Here is a 17,005-nt window from a genome sequence, read left to right as displayed (position 1 = left end):
GCCCTTGATAAACGCGGTCCACGGCTGCTCTGCCATGGACCCGGACAGGAAGGCCTGCATTTAGGAGAAGCGCCGTGGGACACGACACTCACCAAACATGGATCGCGACGCTCGCGCGGTTCGGACGGCTTGCGCTGTTCGGCGTGGCGGCGCTCTTCTACGTGCAAGTGCATGCGGCCGCGCCCGGCATCACGGGCCCGCATTTCGACCTGCGGGCCGAGGCGAACCGCATCACCCAGCCGGACGGCAATAGCGTCTATTCGTGGGGCTACGGCTGCAATACCGCGCCGGCCGGATTCTCGCCACCCAACATCGCCGGTGCGAACTGTCCGACCATGCAGATTCCCGGCCCGACGCTGATCGTCAACCAGGGCGACATCATCACGGTGACCCTCACCAACAATCTGCCGGCGGCAGCGGGCAACACGTCGATTCTCTTTCCCGGGTTCGACGTATGCATGGGCACCATCGATCCGACGACGAAGGTCTGCTCCGGCACGCCGACCGGCGTGCAGGGGCTGCTCACGCGCGAGGCGTCCCATACCGCCACGGTGACCTACAGCTTCGTCGCCGCCACGCCCGGCACACACGCCTACTACAGCGGCACGCAGGGCGATCTGCAGATCGAGATGGGGCTCTTCGGCGCGATCATCGTGTTGCCGACCTCGTCGCCCGGCACGCTCGCCGTGCCGACCGGCTGCAACCCGATCCAGGGAACGCGCAAGCTGCTGGACGGACAGCCCGACTTCCGCAACGCCGCTGCGGCCTACAACCACAGCGCAGCGTGCTACGACCGCGAGTATCTGTTCCAGTTCTCCGAGATGGATCCGCGCATTCACACCCAGGCGGAGCAGCAGGCCGGCAACGCGTGCACGCAGCCGACCGGCTGCATGACCGTCGAGACGGAGCCCTATCACCCGGCGTACTTCATGGTGAACGGCCGCTCGATGCCGGACGACATGGACCCGAACTACGCGGCGCAGTATCCGAACCAGCCGTACAACGGCAACCCGCACATGCACCCCGGCGAGCTGGTCCTGCTGCGGATCATCGGCACCGGCCGCTGGCAGCATCCGTTCCACGAGCACGGCAATCACGTACGCGTGCTCGCGCGCGACGGCAACATGCTGCTCGCGAACACGGACGCGACCAAGGTAGCCGGCCCGCTGCTGTTCACGACCACCACGACGCCAGGCCTTGCGATGGACGGGATCTTCTACTGGACGGGCAAGGGCCTGAACTGGGACGTGTACGGGCATTACCCCGGCGACGGCAGCGTCTGCATCCCGGATGCAAACGGCTACTACACCGCCAATCCGACAGCGCCGAACTACTACGAGTGGTGCGCGGATCACAACAAGGCGCTCGAGACGCATCCGTTCGGCAAGGTCGCCAGCGGCGGCCCGGTCACGTTGCCGGACTCGCATGTGCTGACCAACGGCTTCTGGTACGGCGGCAGTCCTTATCTCGGACCGGATGCGACCATGCGCGCAACCTCACCCACGGGCACGACGCCGCCGAGCGGCACGTCCGTGAATCCGCCGCAAACGGAAGCAGGCTTTGCGTTCATGTGGCACTCGCACAATGAGCGCGAGATCACCACGAACAACATCTTCCCTGGCGGAATGATGATGATGATGCTCGTCGATCCGCAGGTGTTCCTGATCGACGAATCGAATTAGAGGCGGGGAGAAACGCGATGAGATCCACCACACTCAAGGCAAACCTGTTAGGTGTGCTTAAGACTTCGATTGCAGCTTCCGTGTTGCTGACTGCGAGCGGCATGGCATTCGCGCAGGCGACCGTCAGTCTGACGGCGAAGGCCAGCACTGCGATGTTGCCCGACGGACAGGCCGTGCCGATGTGGGGCTACACGTGCTCGTCGGCGGCCGTTGCGCCTGCCGCGTGTGCGGCCGCGAACCCCGGGGCTGGCGCGAACTGGTCGCCCGTGGTGATCACGGTGCCGCCTGGGCAGCTCACGATCAATCTCACCAACAGCCTGCCGGCCTCTGTGCCGACGTCGCTCGTCGTCGTCGGGCAGCTGGGCGGCGGTCTGGGTAGGACGGCGACAAGCACGCCGAGCCCGACGCACCCGACGCAGACGGCGACCACGTGGCCAGTCGCCGGCACCGCGCCTGGAGGCGCGACCTTTACGCCGCCAGCACAAGGGCCTCGCGTGCAGTCGTTTGCCACTGAAGTGGCGCATGGGAGCACCACCGCCCTCACGTGGAACAACCTGAATCCTGGCACCTATCTGATCGAGTCGGGCACGCACCCGTCGATCCAGGGGCCGATGGGGCTTTACGGCGTGCTGGTGGTGAGAACGCCAGCCAACGGCACGACGCCCGCGCAGGCCTATCCGGGCATCAGCTACGACACTGACGTGCCGCTCGTGCTGAGCGAAATCGACCCGGTGCAGAACGCAGCGGTGGCCGCCGCGGTCGCGATGCCGGGCTTCAGCGAAACCCAAGTCTGGTCCGGGCAGCCGGGCGGCTGCGGCAATCCGCAGTCGACGTCGTTCGGCACCTGCTATCCGCCCACGGTGAACTACGATCCGCGTTACTACCTGATCAACGGCGTCTCGTTCGACCGGACCAATCCGGGCGCTTCCACGTTCGCCGCCACGAGCACAGCAACCACCGGGCCGGTGATGCTTCGCTTCGTCAACGCGGGGCTGCGCATGCACGTGCCGTCGGTGGTCGGCGCGCAAACGGGCACCCCACCGGTTTCCGGCTTCTCGCTGATCGCCGAGGACGGCAACGTGCTGCCCGGCAATCCGCGGATCCAGTCGGAAGTATTTATGGCGGCCGGCAAGGTGTACGACGCGCTGGTCAACTTGCCGCCCGCAAGCGCTTCTGCGCTGCCCGTGTTCGATCGCCAGCTGAGCCTTTCGACGAACAACGCGCGCGACGGCGGCATGCAGGGCTACATCAGCGTCAACAACGCGACCTCGGCGGCGGCCGGCGCCGTGGCGAATGCGTCGGCCACGAATGCCACGTATTACTTCGTTCCCGGCAAGACACTGACCGTGTCCGACCCGGCGAGAGGCGTAATGGCGAAGGACGTCAACGTCTACGGCGTGCAACTGAAGACGGCGCCGACGGGCGGCACGCTCACGCTGAACCCGGACGGCACGTTCGTCTACACGCCCAATGCCGGCACGACAGCTGACAGCTTCCAGTACCAGGTGAACGGGAATGCGAACGTCTTTGCGACGGTGACGCTCACGGCCTGCACGTCGGGCAACGGGTGTCTGTCCGGACCCCCCACGGCCGGCAACGCCGCCTATACGAGCAACATCGCATCGCGTCTGCAGATCAGCGAGCCCGGTGTGCTCGCGTACGCCAGCGATCCGGCTGGACTGCAGCTTACCGCGACCCTGGTCGGCACCCCGACAGGCGGCTCCGTTACGCTGAATCCGGACGGCTCGTTCACGGCGACGCCGACGACGGCGCCGGTCGGCAATGCGGCAAGCGCCAACGTGACGTTCCAGTACCAGGCGGTGAATGCGCAGAACACGGCGAGCCAGGCGGCGACCGTGACGGTGACATTCAAGGGCGGCAGCGGACTCGTCGTCAACGTGCTGGATGCGCCCAGCGCGCAACCGGGCAACACGCCGGTGAAGATCAGCGACTACCGCTGGATCATCGAGGAAGACCGTACGTTCCAGATCGACCCCGCCTGCCAGGTGAACTCGCCCACGCGTCCGGCGACGTGTCCGCCCTTGCCGGTGCCGAGTCTCGGCGCGAACTTCCACACGAGCTACATGCCGGTGGTGGCGGCGGGGTGTGTCGGCGTCGCAGCGTGCGAATCGGGCCAGACGGTCTACGATCCGGCCAGCCAGACCCACAAGCCGGCGGTGTGCGATATCGGCAACGGCGTATGCCGGACAACCGCGGCGCAACAGGTGCCGGTGGATCCGTCACAGGTGGCACTCGATCCGACCAAGCGCTATTACATCTCGATCTTGCCGGGCAACGCCTACAACTCGTTCACGAACGGCGGCGGCAATCCGCAGCCGGTCGATCCGACCCAACCCACCGGGACGCTGCGGCAGTTCTCCATCGCCCAAGACTGTCCGTCGGGTGCCGGCGGCACGGACTTCGCGCCGGGCAAGGGCAAGTGCGGCAACGGCATGGGAGGCGCGCCGATCTCGCCCGGACAGAACTCGGTCAACGTGTTGCTGGAGGAGTCGCCGTTCCCGACTGCGAAGGTTTCGGTGTTCGTGTTCGAAGACGATGCGCCGCTCAACGGCGAAGTGGACGTGAGCGGCGGCACCGACGCCTTCGGCTCGGCCCGCGAGCCGGGTCTCGGCGGCTTCGAGATCAAGCTGTGGGACGACGCCGGCGGCAGCGGCCAGCCGACCGGGCAGATGACCTACGACATGTTCAACATGCCGTTGTCCAATTCGCTGCAAGGCACGATCGATCCGATCACGAAGCTCAACGCGTGCCCGATTTCGACCTCCACCGACGGCCTCGTCGGCATGATCCCGACCTGCCCGAAATACGAGTCGGACGGCAAGACGCTGTCGCCGCTCGTCGGCCAGGCGGTGATCGCCAACCTGATGCCGGGCAGATACGGCATTGTCGCGACGCCGGCGGCCGACCGGATCGCGCGAGGCGAGGAATGGCTGCAGACGAACACGCTAGACGGAGAGAAGGCCCACGACTCGTTCATCAAGATCGGCGGCCCGGCGTACTTCCAGGAGTTCGGACCGGCGGGCTTCCACGTGTCGATTGGCTTTGCGAACCCGAAGATCATCAACGCGCGGCTGCCTTTGCTCTGCGCCACCTCGACCTGCAACAACGGGCTCAAGGGCCGCGTGACGAACCTGCACTACAGCCGTCCGCCCGACGAGCACCTGTACGGCAGCCAGTCGCGCAAGCCGTTGAGCTTCACGCAGTGCTACGTGAGCGTGGGCGATCCCGATGGCGAAGACTACGCGTTCACCAAGTGCAACGCCGACGGCACGTTCAGCTTCACGGGCCTGCCTCCCGGCATTACCCGCATCACGGTGTTCGACCAGTGGAACGACCAGATCATGGACGGGCTCGCAGCGGCCGTGACGCTCGGGGGCGGCCTGACGACGGACGCCGGAGATCTTGCAGTGCTTCAGTGGCAGACGAACCTCTACACGCGGACGTTCCTCGACACGAACGGCAACGGTGTGGGAGATCCGAGCAAGCCCGGCCTCGCGCTGCTGCCGACCAACATCCGTTTCCGCGACGGCAGCTATTCGGATTTCAACGTCACGGACGGGAACGGCTATGCGTCGTTCAACGAGGAATTCCCGTTGTTCAACTGGTACGTCGTCGATACCGACCTGACCCGCTTCAAGCAGACGGGCGTGCACGTCGTCTATGACGCGGGCGGTCCGCCCGACGGCACGCCGGGCGGCGGCACGTCGACCATTGCCGCGAACTTCGCGAACACGTTGGAATCGGTCCATCTGCCCACGAACCTGCGCGTGCCGGGCGCGGTGTACTGCAACGACGCGGACTGCAACGACCGTTCGGGCACGAATCCTTCGACCGGCCGGGTCGATCCGCCATGGGTGACCACAATGGGCTGGCAGGGCTTCTCGGGCCAGAACTCGTTCATCGAGTTCGGCAAGACGCCCTACGCCGCCAATGAGAACGGCGGCATCCGAGGCGAAGTCGTCTATGCCTCGACGCGCCCGTTCGACGATCCGATGTTGCTGGTTCACACGAAGTGGACGCCCGACGTGCCGGGCGTCACGGTCAACCTGTACCAGGAAGGCATCGCGGCGGACGGCTCCACGAGCCTGAAGCTCATCGACACGACGAAGACCGCGAGCTGGGACGACTGGTCCCAGGGCTTCCGTTCGGATGGCATACCGAACATGAACTGTCCGGGCCAGAGCACCAGCGATCCGTATTTCTTCACGCTGCAGAACACCACGATGTGGCTCGATCCGCAGCATCGCGCGCTGCCTGCGAACTCGCAGTTCAAGTGCTATGACGGCATGCACGTGTTCAACCAGGTGCAGCCCGCGCCGTTCGACGGCATGTACCAGTTCCCGAGCGTGACGAGCCGCGACCCGCATACGGGCCTGCCGACCGCCACCAACTGCACGATCTGCCAGCCGAACCCCTCGAAGGACGGCACGCAGATGCTGCCACCCGGCAAGTATGTGGTCGAGATCATCGTGCCGCCGGGCTACGAACTGGTGAAGGAGGAGGACAAGAACATCCTGATCGGCGACAACTACATTGCACCGGTCACGCAACAGTTCGCCGGGATCGGCGACGTCTACATCCTGCCCGACCAGGCCGCGATGAACGCCACCTACAACCCGAACAACGCCCAGAACATGACGTCGAATCTCGGCTCCGGCCCGCACGCCGAAGGCGACACCGGCGACATCGAGCGCTTCTGGCCATGTGTGGGCGACTTGCGGATCGTGCCGGACTACATCAGCCTGTTCCCGGGCTCGCAGGAAGTCTCGCCGTTCGCCGGGGCATCGCGGCATCTGTGCGACCGCAAGGAGGTGGAGCTCACCGACCAGAGCGCGGTGCAGGCGAAGTTCTGGATCTTCAGCTCGACGCACGTCGCCGCGCACTACACCGGCTTCATGCTGGACGACTTCTCGTCGGAGTTCGACCCGTATTCGCCGCAGTTCGGCGAGAAGTTCGCGGTGCCGAACGTGCCGGTGTCGTTCAAGGACTTCGCAGGCAACGAAATCTCGCGCACCTATTCGGACCAGTGGGGCATCTTCAACGGGCTGACCTACTCGACCTGGCAAGTCAATCCGCCGAACCCGACGGGTTACGCGCCGACGATGATGGTCGCGTGCATGAACGATCCGTACATGCCAGACCCGACGCATCCGGGCCAGACCATCCAGGACCCGCTCTACAACCCGGCATACAGTCAGTTCTGCTACGAGATTCCGTTCATGCCCGGACAGACGCAGTACATGGATACGCCGGTGGTGCCCGTCTCGGCCTTCGCGGAAGGATATGACCAGGTCGACTGCGCCTATCCGGACGGCACGCCGGCGATTTCGACCGTGACCGGCGACACGATCCCCGGCACCACCGGCGGCACAGGCCCGTGGGTCAGCGCGGCCGGGAGAACGCTGACGATCACGTCGCTCGGCACGCAGCAAGTGCCGAACAACGCGTACACGGGTCCGAGTGCCGCCAAGGCGCCGTTCAACCAGAAGTTCATCACGCGCAACTACGGCTTCGGCCAGCAAGCGGGTACCGTGACGATCGCGGGCCTCCCGGCGTTGGTGAAAAGCTGGAGCGACAAGACGATCACGGTGATCGTTCCGCCTCTGCCGGCCTGCACGATCCAGCAGCGCGGCGTGACGACGCCGACCCAATGCGGCGAGCTCGTCATCGCGGCGGCCAACGGCAAGCGCTCGATCGATGCGGTCACCGTCACGGTCGGCGGCAAGACGCCCACCTACGTGAGCGGCGAGAACAACACGGGCAACGCGCTCCAGACCGCGATCGACAATGCGACGCCGGGCGACATGATCATCGTCGGTCCTGGCGTCTACAAGGAGATGCTGGTCATGTGGAAGCCGCTGCGGCTGCAAGGCGTGGGTGCAACGGCCGTGACGGTCGACGCGAACCCGCATCCGTCGGGCAAGCTCGACCCGTGGCGCAGGCAGATAGGGTGCCTGTTCGGCGATTCACTGAACGGCGGGCTGATCTCGGCGAGCAATCCGTACGACCCGACCGGCGCGTACAGTTGCTCGGCGTCGATGCAGCGAAGGATCGACGGGATACCGTTCGAGCCGACCTCCGGCTGGGATTTCAACCTCAACGGCAACCTCGCGGAGACGCTGATCGAGCCGACGCTGATGGGCGCGTACGAAGGCGCGGCGATCACCGTGCTTGGCAAGGGCGTGAAGGATGTACTGGTGGGCGGTGTGCTGACACAGGATCAGAACTGTGTCGCGAACGGCATCTGCACGCCGCTCACCAACAGTAGCGCGGATTGCACGGCCTATCCGAGCAACTTCCTGTGCAACCCGTCGCGCATCGACGGCATGACGTTCACGAACAGCTCGCAAGGCGGCGGCGGGATCTACCTGCATGGCTGGAACCACTACACGGAAGTGTCGAACAACCGTGTCTTCGCCAACGCGGGAACGCTCTCGGGCGGCATCATCGTCGGCCAGGTCGAAGTGCCCGACGGCACCATCGCGTCGGATGGCGTGACCCAGATGCCGTTCCTGTACAACACTTACGTGAACGTGCATAACAACGCGGTCACGTCGAACGCCGCGTACGGCGACGAGATCAATTCGACCACGCCGTCGTCGGCCGGAGGCGTGACGTTCTGCTCGGGCGCGGACTACTACAAGTTCAATTACAACTGGGTATGCGGCAACATCAGCAGCGGTGACGGCGGTGGTGTCGCGCACTTCGGCTTCAGCTACAACGGCGACCTGTCGCACAACTGGATCCTGTTCAATCAGAGCAACAACCCGACGCTGCCGACGTACGGCGGTGGACTGATCGTTCAGGGCGTGCCGCCCGACGGCACCTTCTGCGAGAACGCGGCCACGGACGTCGACTGCGCGCCGCAGCTTTCGGACGGCGTGGGCCCGGGCATCACGATCGACGGCAACCTGATCGTCGGCAATACGGCGGAAAGCGGCAAGGGCGGCGGCCTGCGGCTGCAGAACGTCAACGGCACCGACGTGCAGCGCAGTCCGAACAACAGCTCCACGTGGTACCAGGTGAAGGTGACCAATAACATCATCGCGAACAACGTGGCGGGCTGGGCTGGCGGTGGTGTGTCGCTGCAGGATGCAGTGGCCGTGAATTTCATCAACAACACGGTCGTCTCCAACGACTCGACGGCTTCCGCCGGCGTGCTGTTCAACACATCCGCTGCGAGCCAGGCCAACATCGGGCCGCCGACCTGCACGACCTCCGGTTCGGAAACGACGTGCCAGCCGACCACGACGTCGACGTACGAGCCGGCCGGACTCGAGACCGCCCGTCATACGCAGAACCTGGTGGCGGCATTTACCAACCCGAATGTGGCGTGTCCAGCGGGTAATCCGGGCTGCACGACGTTCTCGAACCCGGTGCTGACGAACGACCTGTTCTGGCAGAACCGCACGTTCTACATCGCAGTGGGAGGACTGGACCCGGGCATCGCGGGGCTGCAAAACATCGTCACGCTGAATCCGCCGCTGAATCAGGCTGGACAAGCCACGGGCTATTGCGATCCGAAGGCGGTCTACTGGGACATCGGTGCGTTCGGCGATACCGGGCCCACCAACCATGGGTCGGGTCTGACGATGCACCCGCAGTACTCGATCCTGACCGACGCCGGCGACTATCCGGCCGCGCACAACAGCGGATCGAATCCGGGTGTCGTCCATCAGTACTGCAACGGTGCGCGCGTGCCGCCAGAGGCAGGTGGCATCGGCATCACGGTGCCCCCGGGCATTGCCGACACGGTGCTGCCGAATCCGTTGTTCAGCCTGCTGCCGTCGGCGACGCCGGACGAAGGCAACAACTGGATCAACATGTCGTATGGTCCGCTGTCGCTGTTCAACGAGGCGAGCACGGGCACGCAACTGAACGTGCTGCTCGGCAACTACACGATCCAACCGACCTCGCCCGCGGTCGGCAACGCTACGGCGGCCGGCGCGCCGAATCACGACATCTTCGGCACGAGGAGGCCGCAGTTGGGTGGCTTCGACATCGGCGCGGTGGAGCTCGTGAGGCCCGCGGTGCTCGCAGGACAGCCGTACCCGCTTGCGCTGGGAGGAAGCCAGTTGGGGACGCTGCTCGGATTGCTGCAGGGGCTGTTGCCGGCCGTCGTCGGCGCCGGAGGCCTGCCCGCGCTGCCTGCGCTACCTGCACTGCCTGCGCTACCGGCTATCGCGCCGTTGGCTCCCGTACAGACGACGCCTCCGGGTGCCAATACGCTGACTGGAGCTCAGCAATGAGAACGCGTTGCCCTCTGACGCCGCTGGCAGTGCTGATCGCCGGCAGTGCTTACCTCGCTGCGGCCGCGCTTCAGCCGGCCGCAGGCGAGGAAAGAGCGGACGCGGCGCACAAAGTGGCGGGGGCGGCGGTGAAGCAGTCGCCGTACTCGCCGGCGAACTTGCCGCAGCGCGCGAAGGGCTATTACGAGCTGATGCAAGGCATCGACCAAGTGAGCGTGCGCCGCACGGCATCGGGCAACCTGATCCGCTTCAGCTATCGCGTGACGGATCCGGTGGCGGCGCGGCCGCTCGGCGAAAAGACCGCGACGGCCTTGATGTTCGGGCGAACGAGCCATGCATTACTCGAGATCCCGGTGATGGACAAGATCGGCGCGCTACGCCAGAGCGGTCCGCTGGAAGTCGGCCAGGCGTACTGGATGGTGTTTTCGAACAAAGGTGGGCTGATCAAGGCCGGGGAGCGCGTCGACGTATTCGTGGGGTCGTTCCATGTCGACGGGCTGATTGTCGAATGATTGCGCGACAACGCTCGTGCATAGATGAAGGGCTGCGGGCTTGGAGTAAACGCTAAAGCGCTAACTCCAAGCAACCGCAGCATGGGGCCAGAGTAAGGCACTAAAGCGCCAACTCTGGCCGACAGGGAGATCACTTATGAACCGCTTTTTATCGCTGGCGATCCAGGCCGCGTCGATAGCGACGCTTCTGACGTACGGTCCGGCGGCGCTCGCCGGATCTTCTGCGGCAAGCGCACAGACCGCAGCAGCGGCGCATCTGAGCGCGGCGCAGATCGTCGACCGGAACGTCGCGGCGCGCGGCGGCCTGCAGGCATGGCGCGCGGTCAACACGATGACGGTATCGGGGCAGCTCGAGGCCGGCGGCACGAAGAACACCCCGCTGCCGTTCACGATGACGTTCAAGCGCCCGCACAAGAGCCGCATCGAGATCCGTTTCAACGACCAGACGGCGTTCCAGGTCTATGACGGCACCCAGGGCTGGAAGGTCAGGCCCTTCCTCGGCCGCAACGAAGTAGAGCCCTACACGCCCGCGGAGGCCAAAACGGCCGCATCGTGGACCGAGCTGGACGGTCCGCTCGTCGACTACGCGGCGAAGGGCACGAGAATCGACGTGCTCGGGATGGAAATGATCGAAGGCCACCGCGCGTACGTGCTGAAGCTGACGATGAAAGACACCACGTCACGCCGCGTATGGATCGACGCGTCGAGCTTTCTCGAACTGAAGATCGATGGTGACGCGCGCAAGCTCGACGGCAAGATGCACAACGTCGCCATTTTCTATCGCGACTACCGGAAGGAAAGCGGCCTCGTCATGCCGCATACGCTCGAGACGGTTGTCGTCGGCGCCAGGGGAACGCACAAGCTGACCATCGATAAGGTCGCGCTGAACCCGCAGGCGGACGACGCCCTCTTTGCCAAGCCACAGCTCACCGCGGCGAAAGTGACGCACCCGGTGCCGGTCCTCGGCGCGGCCCCGAACGCGAACCCGAGCCCACGCCCGAGTGTGAGCCCGGGTGCGCACCCGAGCCCGAGCTCGAGCCACTAGCCGTCGGGGGCCCCGATGAGGTCAACGGCCATGAAACCATTCGCCCTATGGGTGCTAACCGGTTGCCTCGCGTCCGTCGTGTTCGCGAGCGAGCAGATACCCAAGCAGGATCTGAGCGTGGATCAGATCGTCGAAAAAAACGTGGCCGCGAGAGGCGGTCTCGACGCATGGCGCAAAGTCCAGACCATGATCTGGTCCGGCCACGTGGATAGCGCCAATGCGCCTGCACCGGATCTGCCGTTCGTCCTCGCCATGAAGCGCCCGAACAAGACACGCTTCGAGGTCACCGTATTCAACCAGCGATCTGTGCGCGTGTTCGACGGCAAGGAAGGCTGGAAGCTGGGCCCGAACGGCATGGGCAGCGCCACTCCCCGGCCGTACACGATGGATGAGGTGACGTCCGCGCGCGACGAGCAGGTGATCGACGGGCTCTTGATCGACCATGAGGCGAAGGGTATCGGCGTCACGCTCGAGGGTGCCGATCAGGTGGGCGGCCGCGATGCGTATCGTCTCGCCGCGAAGCTGCCTTCCGGCGTGACCCGCCATGTGTGGGTCGACGCTCAAACGTTTCTTGACGTGAAGGTCGACCGCCAGGTGCGCACCCCGCTCGGGCAGACGGTCGTCGTGGAGGTGAGTTACAGCGACTTCAGGAGCGTCGAGGGGCTGCAGATACCGCTCGAGATCGAGAGCGGCGCAGTGGCGTCCGAGAAAAAGGACAAGCTGACGATCGACAAGGTGTCGCTCAATCCGTCGCTGGACGATGGGCTCTTCACGAAACCCGCGGCGCCGCCGATGCGCGGCAAATCGGTTTCGATCGACGTCGATGCCTCGCCGACGCTGCCTGGCGCCGGACATCCGACACCCTGACTATGCAGCGCGCGGGAAACTGGACGCGAGGCCGCGCATCGCCACCCTCGCCTGCTGCGCGATTGCTCGCTCGATGCGCGTTGCTCGCCGCGCTAATCACGCCTGTGGGCGAGGCGTATTGCGCGCCGGCCGCACAGCCGGTCGCGACGGCGAGCGCTGGAGAGGCCCTCTACCAGCAGGGCGTCCTGAGTTCGGGCGAACCGCTTGAAGCAATCCATCAAGACGGCGTGCGCCTGCAAGGCGTATCCGCTGCCTGCGTCAACTGCCATCGCCGCAGTGGCTTGGGCTCCAGGGAGGGCAACAGCAGCATCCCGCCCATCACCTGGCGCTACCTGGTCGAGCCGCGCGCCCCACACGCGGAAGATGCCGACTTGCCGTACGTTCCCGGGATGCGCGCCGAACGCGAACCGTACACGGATGCGACGATCGCGCGAGCCATTCGGGAAGGGATCGACTCGGAAGGCAAGCCGCTCAGCAGCCTGATGCCGCAGTACGCGCTGAACGACGCCGATATGCAGGCGCTGATCGACTATCTGAAACACCTCGATCAACGAAGGCCGGCAGGCGTCACGGATACCGTGCTGCACTTCGCGACGATCATCACGCCCGATGCCGACCCGGTGAAACGGGCGGGCATGCTCGATGTCCTCAGGCACTACTTCGCCGACAAGAACGTCTTTCCGCTCGGTGCGGTACCGGCGTTGCGTTCGTCGCGCAAGATGATGTTCATGGTGAATCGCCGCTGGGAACTGCACGTGTGGGAGCTCAAAGGTCCACCGGACACCTGGCATGAGCAGCTCACGCAGTTTCTGGCCCGGCAGCCGGTGTTCGCGGTGTTGTCGGGTCTCGGTGGCAGAAACTGGGCGCCGATTCACGACTTCTGCGAGCAGGAGGCCGTGCCGTGCCTCTTCCCCAACGTCGAGGTGCCGGTCGAAACCGATCACGATTTCTATTCCGTGTACTTCTCGAAAGGCGTGTTGCTCGAGTCGGACCTGATTGCGGCGCGCATTGTCGATGAAGCCGGAGCGCGGCCAGCACAGGCGACGAAAGTGGCGAAAGCCGTGAAGACCGTGTGGCAGGTCTATCGTGCGGGAGACAACGGCGAGCGCGGCGCGCAAGCGCTTGCCGCAGCACTGAAGGCTCGCGGCATTGCGGTATCGAACCACGCGCTTGCTCCCGGCGAGAGCGTCGCGCGCGCGATGCATGGGATACCGCGCTCGGACGTGCTCGTACTGTGGCTGCGTCCGCCCGACGTTGCGGCGCTCGCGCGAATCCCCCCGGCGACGGACACCGTGTTCATGTCGGGCCTGCTGGGCGGGCTCGATAGCACACCCGTGCCGGCCAGCTGGCGCGCAATCACGCGCCTCGCGTACCCGTTCGATTTGCCGGAAGGGCGGCGCGTGCGTGTCGACTACGCGTTCGGCTGGTTCTCGATCAGACAGATTCCGATGGTTGCGCCGCAGGTGCAGGCCGACACCTATCTCGCATGCGGTCTGCTCGCAGAGACACTGAGCCATATGGTCGATGCGTTCGTGAGGGACTACCTGGTGGAGCGGATTCAGGACATGCTCGAACGCCGCATTCTGACGGGCTACTATCCGCGCCTGACGCTGGCGCCGGGGCAGACATTCGCGTCCAAGGGCGGCTATATCGTCCGCTTTGCCGGACCGGATCATTTCAAGCTCGTGGCCGATGGGGACTGGATCGTGCCGTGATGTCGGCACGACATCTAGCGCTTCCCCTACCGCAAGAGGAGGAGGTTGACCCATCCCGATTCTGATCGCGCATTTGCACAATAAAGACATCGCGCGCGGTGCGGGAGAAACAGCCATGACAAAGGTTCTTGTCAGTCACGCAGCATGTCTTCACTTGCTGCGCGGTGGCTGGATACTCGCATTCATGATCCTGGCGTTGCTGCAGGCGACCACCGCACACGCGCTGCCGATCTTTGCGCGCCAAACCGGACAAAGTTGTGTGGCGTGCCACGCCGGGGGGCAATTTCCTGAGCTCACGCCCTATGGGCGCATGTTCAAGCTCAATGGCTATACGCTTGGCGAGCGCACGATCCCGATCGCCGCGATGGCGATCGGCGATCTGAGCAAGACGAGAGCCAACAGCGACGCGAACGGCAATCCCATCAACACCAAGGATGGTCTGCCGATATTCGACTTTGCGAGCATCTTCCTCGCCGGAAAGATCACCGACAAGATCGGCGGCTTCGCCCAGTTTACCTACACGAACTACGACCACCAGAATGGCGTGACGAACAAATGGCAAGGCCACTGGGGATCGGACAATACCGACTTCCGGTTCGTGGATCGGATCATCGGGGAGGCAAACGACCTCATCCTCGGCGTGACGCTGCACAACAATCCGACTGTGCAGGACGTCTGGAACTCCGCGCCGGCATGGGGTTATCCGTACATTTCATCGACGATCAGTCCGGTCGCCAAGATCCCGAACCTGCCAGTCATCGAAGGAAGTCTTGCGACACAGGTGGCAGGTATCGGCGGCTACATGTATTGGAACAAGACGCTCTATGCGGAACTGACCGCGTACAGCACGGCCGACGGCATCTGGTCGTTCCTGAGTCATGGCAACAGTGAAGGAAACGCCGCTCACCCGCAGATCTATCTGCGCGGCTACAACCCCTATGCGCGCATCGCGTTGACGCGAGACTGGGGGGCCCATAGCGCAATGGTGGGCGCGTTCCTGTTGAACGTGAACGCCTATCCGAACGACCCCAACCAGTTCCCGATCTTTGGGCAGGGCGTGACGCGCTACCGCGATTTCGGTATGGACGCGCAGTACGAGTACCTGCTGGAGCCACACACGGTCACCGCGCAAGCTCGCTATGTGCGTGAGAACGTCCACGATCCGAACAATTTCGTCTTTAGCGACAGCACGTCGGGGAATCTCGATTCGCTGAGGCTCAAGACATCGTACGTCTACCAGTCGAAGTACGGCATCAGTCTTTCGTTCTTCAATACGACAGGCAGCCCAGACAGTACAGCCCACGCGGCCAGTGCGAACTTCCACCCGAACACGCAAGGCTGGATGCCGGAAATATTCTGGATGCCGAATCAACGCATTCGAATAGGCGTGCAATACACGCACTTCAACAAGTTTCTCGGGGCCACGTCCAACTACGACGGCAACGGGCGCAATGCGAGAGACAACGACACGCTCTTCGTCTATCTATGGGCCGTTTCATGGTGATGCGTCTTTGCGGGAAATGAAAGCGCTACCGAGCACCGCAAAAATTGCAGTAAGGAGATCGCTGACATGAACAAAGTGGCACATATCATCTCCATCGGAATGCTGCTCACCGGGTCGGCTTGCCAAGACCTGGAACATTCGCGGCAAGTCGACAATCCGGACGTGCCGGGAAAGACCATCGCCCTTCAGGTGTGCTCGAACTGTCACGGCGTGACCGGCGTTTCGGTATCGCCTACCTTTCCGAAGCTTGCCGGGCAACAAAAGGAATACCTGATCGATCAACTGACGGACTTCAAGAGCCATTCGCGAGCCGACCCGAACGCCCAGCGTTTTATGTGGGGCTTCACACATTTAACCGACGCGCAGATCGACGCGCTTGCAACGTATTTCTCGAGTCAGTCCACGGTCCTCGGTGACGCGAGCGATCTCGCGCTCATCGACAAAGGCAACGCGATCTATCACTCGGGCCTGCCTGACAAGGGCGTCGCAGCATGCGTTTCGTGCCACGGCCAGCATGGCGAGGGGATGAATCAGTTTCCCCGACTCGCGGGTCAGCATGCGGACTACGTCATGAAGCAGCTCGATGTCTTCCGGCAAACCGACACCCGGCCGCGCGGCGCAGTCATGAAGGCTGTGTGCGCCAACATGTCGGACCAGGACATGCGCGCGGTGGCCGCGTTCGTCGAGGCGTTTCCGCCAGAAGGGGAGGCGCCTACCAGCCCGCTAGTTGATCAATGAGCAAGCGGCATGTTGCCGGATCGACAAGCGGTCAACAGTTTGGGTGCCCCGTCCCCCTCGGCGGGCACCTTTCTTGGTGTCCCGTCCTCCCCGCGACGGGCACCCTTTTTATGCCCGGCCGTACGCGCTCGTGAGTGAATCTCGAAGCGCGTACTCATCGCTGCAGTCGTCGTCACCACGGTGAATCCCATGAAACCAAGCTCATCTGCTCCTGATGCCGCGGTGCCGGCTCCAGCGATAACGCATCGACCTCGGCCCACGTCGAGCGCGGATCAAACGAGCGTCCTGTACGACGCGCCCTCCTTCCTGAGGCGCCTCGGTGCATTTGACTGGCTGTTTGCCCTCGCGATGGTTGCAGGCACCGGCTTCGCGCTTTCGCGATACCAGGCGTACATGAACGACTACGACAAGCTGGTGCTGGTGTGCTCGGTGCCGGCGCTCGTCGTGCTGGGCTGGCGCTGGAAGAGCGCGCGGCAGCTCATCGCCGGGATCGCGGCGCTGTCGCTGTTCGCCATCCAGGTGTATCAGGGCGACTTGTCGCGCGCCGATTCGGCTTTCTTCCTCAAGTATTTCCTCTCGAGCCAATCGGCGATCCTCTGGATGAGCGCGCTGTTCGTGCTCGCCACGTTGTTCTACTGGATCGGCATGCTGTCGCGTTCGCCGTCGGGCGGC

Annotated in this window: 8 protein-coding genes and 1 pseudogene; all 9 read left to right on the top strand. The window is 64.2% G+C overall.

Going from position 1 to position 17,005, the window contains the following annotated elements:
* Positions 1-74: 74 nt before the first annotated feature.
* The gene (locus D7S89_RS16850; RefSeq protein ID WP_121279045.1) at positions 75-1,682 is read left to right on the top strand and encodes a multicopper oxidase domain-containing protein; all 1,608 of its coding nucleotides are present in this window, start codon (positions 75-77) and stop codon (positions 1,680-1,682) included.
* A gap of 17 nt (positions 1,683-1,699) precedes the next feature.
* Positions 1,700-9,952 carry an Ig-like domain-containing protein gene (locus D7S89_RS16845; protein ID WP_183085244.1) on the top strand — a complete coding sequence of 2,751 codons (8,253 nt, stop codon included), beginning with the start codon at positions 1,700-1,702 and terminating at the stop codon, positions 9,950-9,952.
* A complete protein-coding gene (locus tag D7S89_RS16840) occupies positions 9,949-10,464 on the top strand; it encodes a hypothetical protein (protein WP_121279043.1) in 516 nt (171 codons plus the stop codon). Before D7S89_RS16845 ends, D7S89_RS16840 begins: the two co-directional genes overlap by 4 nt.
* Before the next feature lie 136 nt (positions 10,465-10,600).
* Positions 10,601-11,509 carry a LolA-like protein gene (locus tag D7S89_RS16835; protein WP_245982990.1) on the top strand — a complete coding sequence of 303 codons (909 nt, stop codon included), beginning with the start codon at positions 10,601-10,603 and terminating at the stop codon, positions 11,507-11,509.
* A gap of 30 nt (positions 11,510-11,539) precedes the next feature.
* Positions 11,540-12,376, top strand: a complete 837-nt coding sequence (locus D7S89_RS16830; protein ID WP_121279041.1) for a hypothetical protein — start codon at positions 11,540-11,542, stop codon at positions 12,374-12,376.
* A gap of 2 nt (positions 12,377-12,378) precedes the next feature.
* Entirely contained in the window at positions 12,379-14,091 is a 1,713-nt protein-coding gene (locus D7S89_RS16825) for a c-type cytochrome (protein ID WP_121279039.1), read from the top strand.
* A 115-nt stretch (positions 14,092-14,206) separates the two neighbouring features.
* Positions 14,207-15,595, top strand: a complete 1,389-nt coding sequence (locus D7S89_RS16820) for a cytochrome C (RefSeq protein ID WP_245982989.1) — start codon at positions 14,207-14,209, stop codon at positions 15,593-15,595.
* A gap of 66 nt (positions 15,596-15,661) precedes the next feature.
* Complete coding sequence (locus tag D7S89_RS16815; protein WP_121279037.1) at positions 15,662-16,333, top strand: c-type cytochrome; 672 nt, start codon at positions 15,662-15,664, stop codon at positions 16,331-16,333.
* A gap of 189 nt (positions 16,334-16,522) precedes the next feature.
* Positions 16,523-17,005 (top strand): annotated as a pseudogene (locus D7S89_RS16810) (c-type cytochrome biogenesis protein CcsB); the annotation flags it as partial.

It is taken from the genome of Trinickia fusca (assembly GCF_003628145.1).
GTDB classification, from domain to species: Bacteria; Pseudomonadota; Gammaproteobacteria; order Burkholderiales; family Burkholderiaceae; genus Trinickia; species Trinickia fusca.
This window is presented reverse-complemented; position numbering and strand designations above follow the sequence as displayed.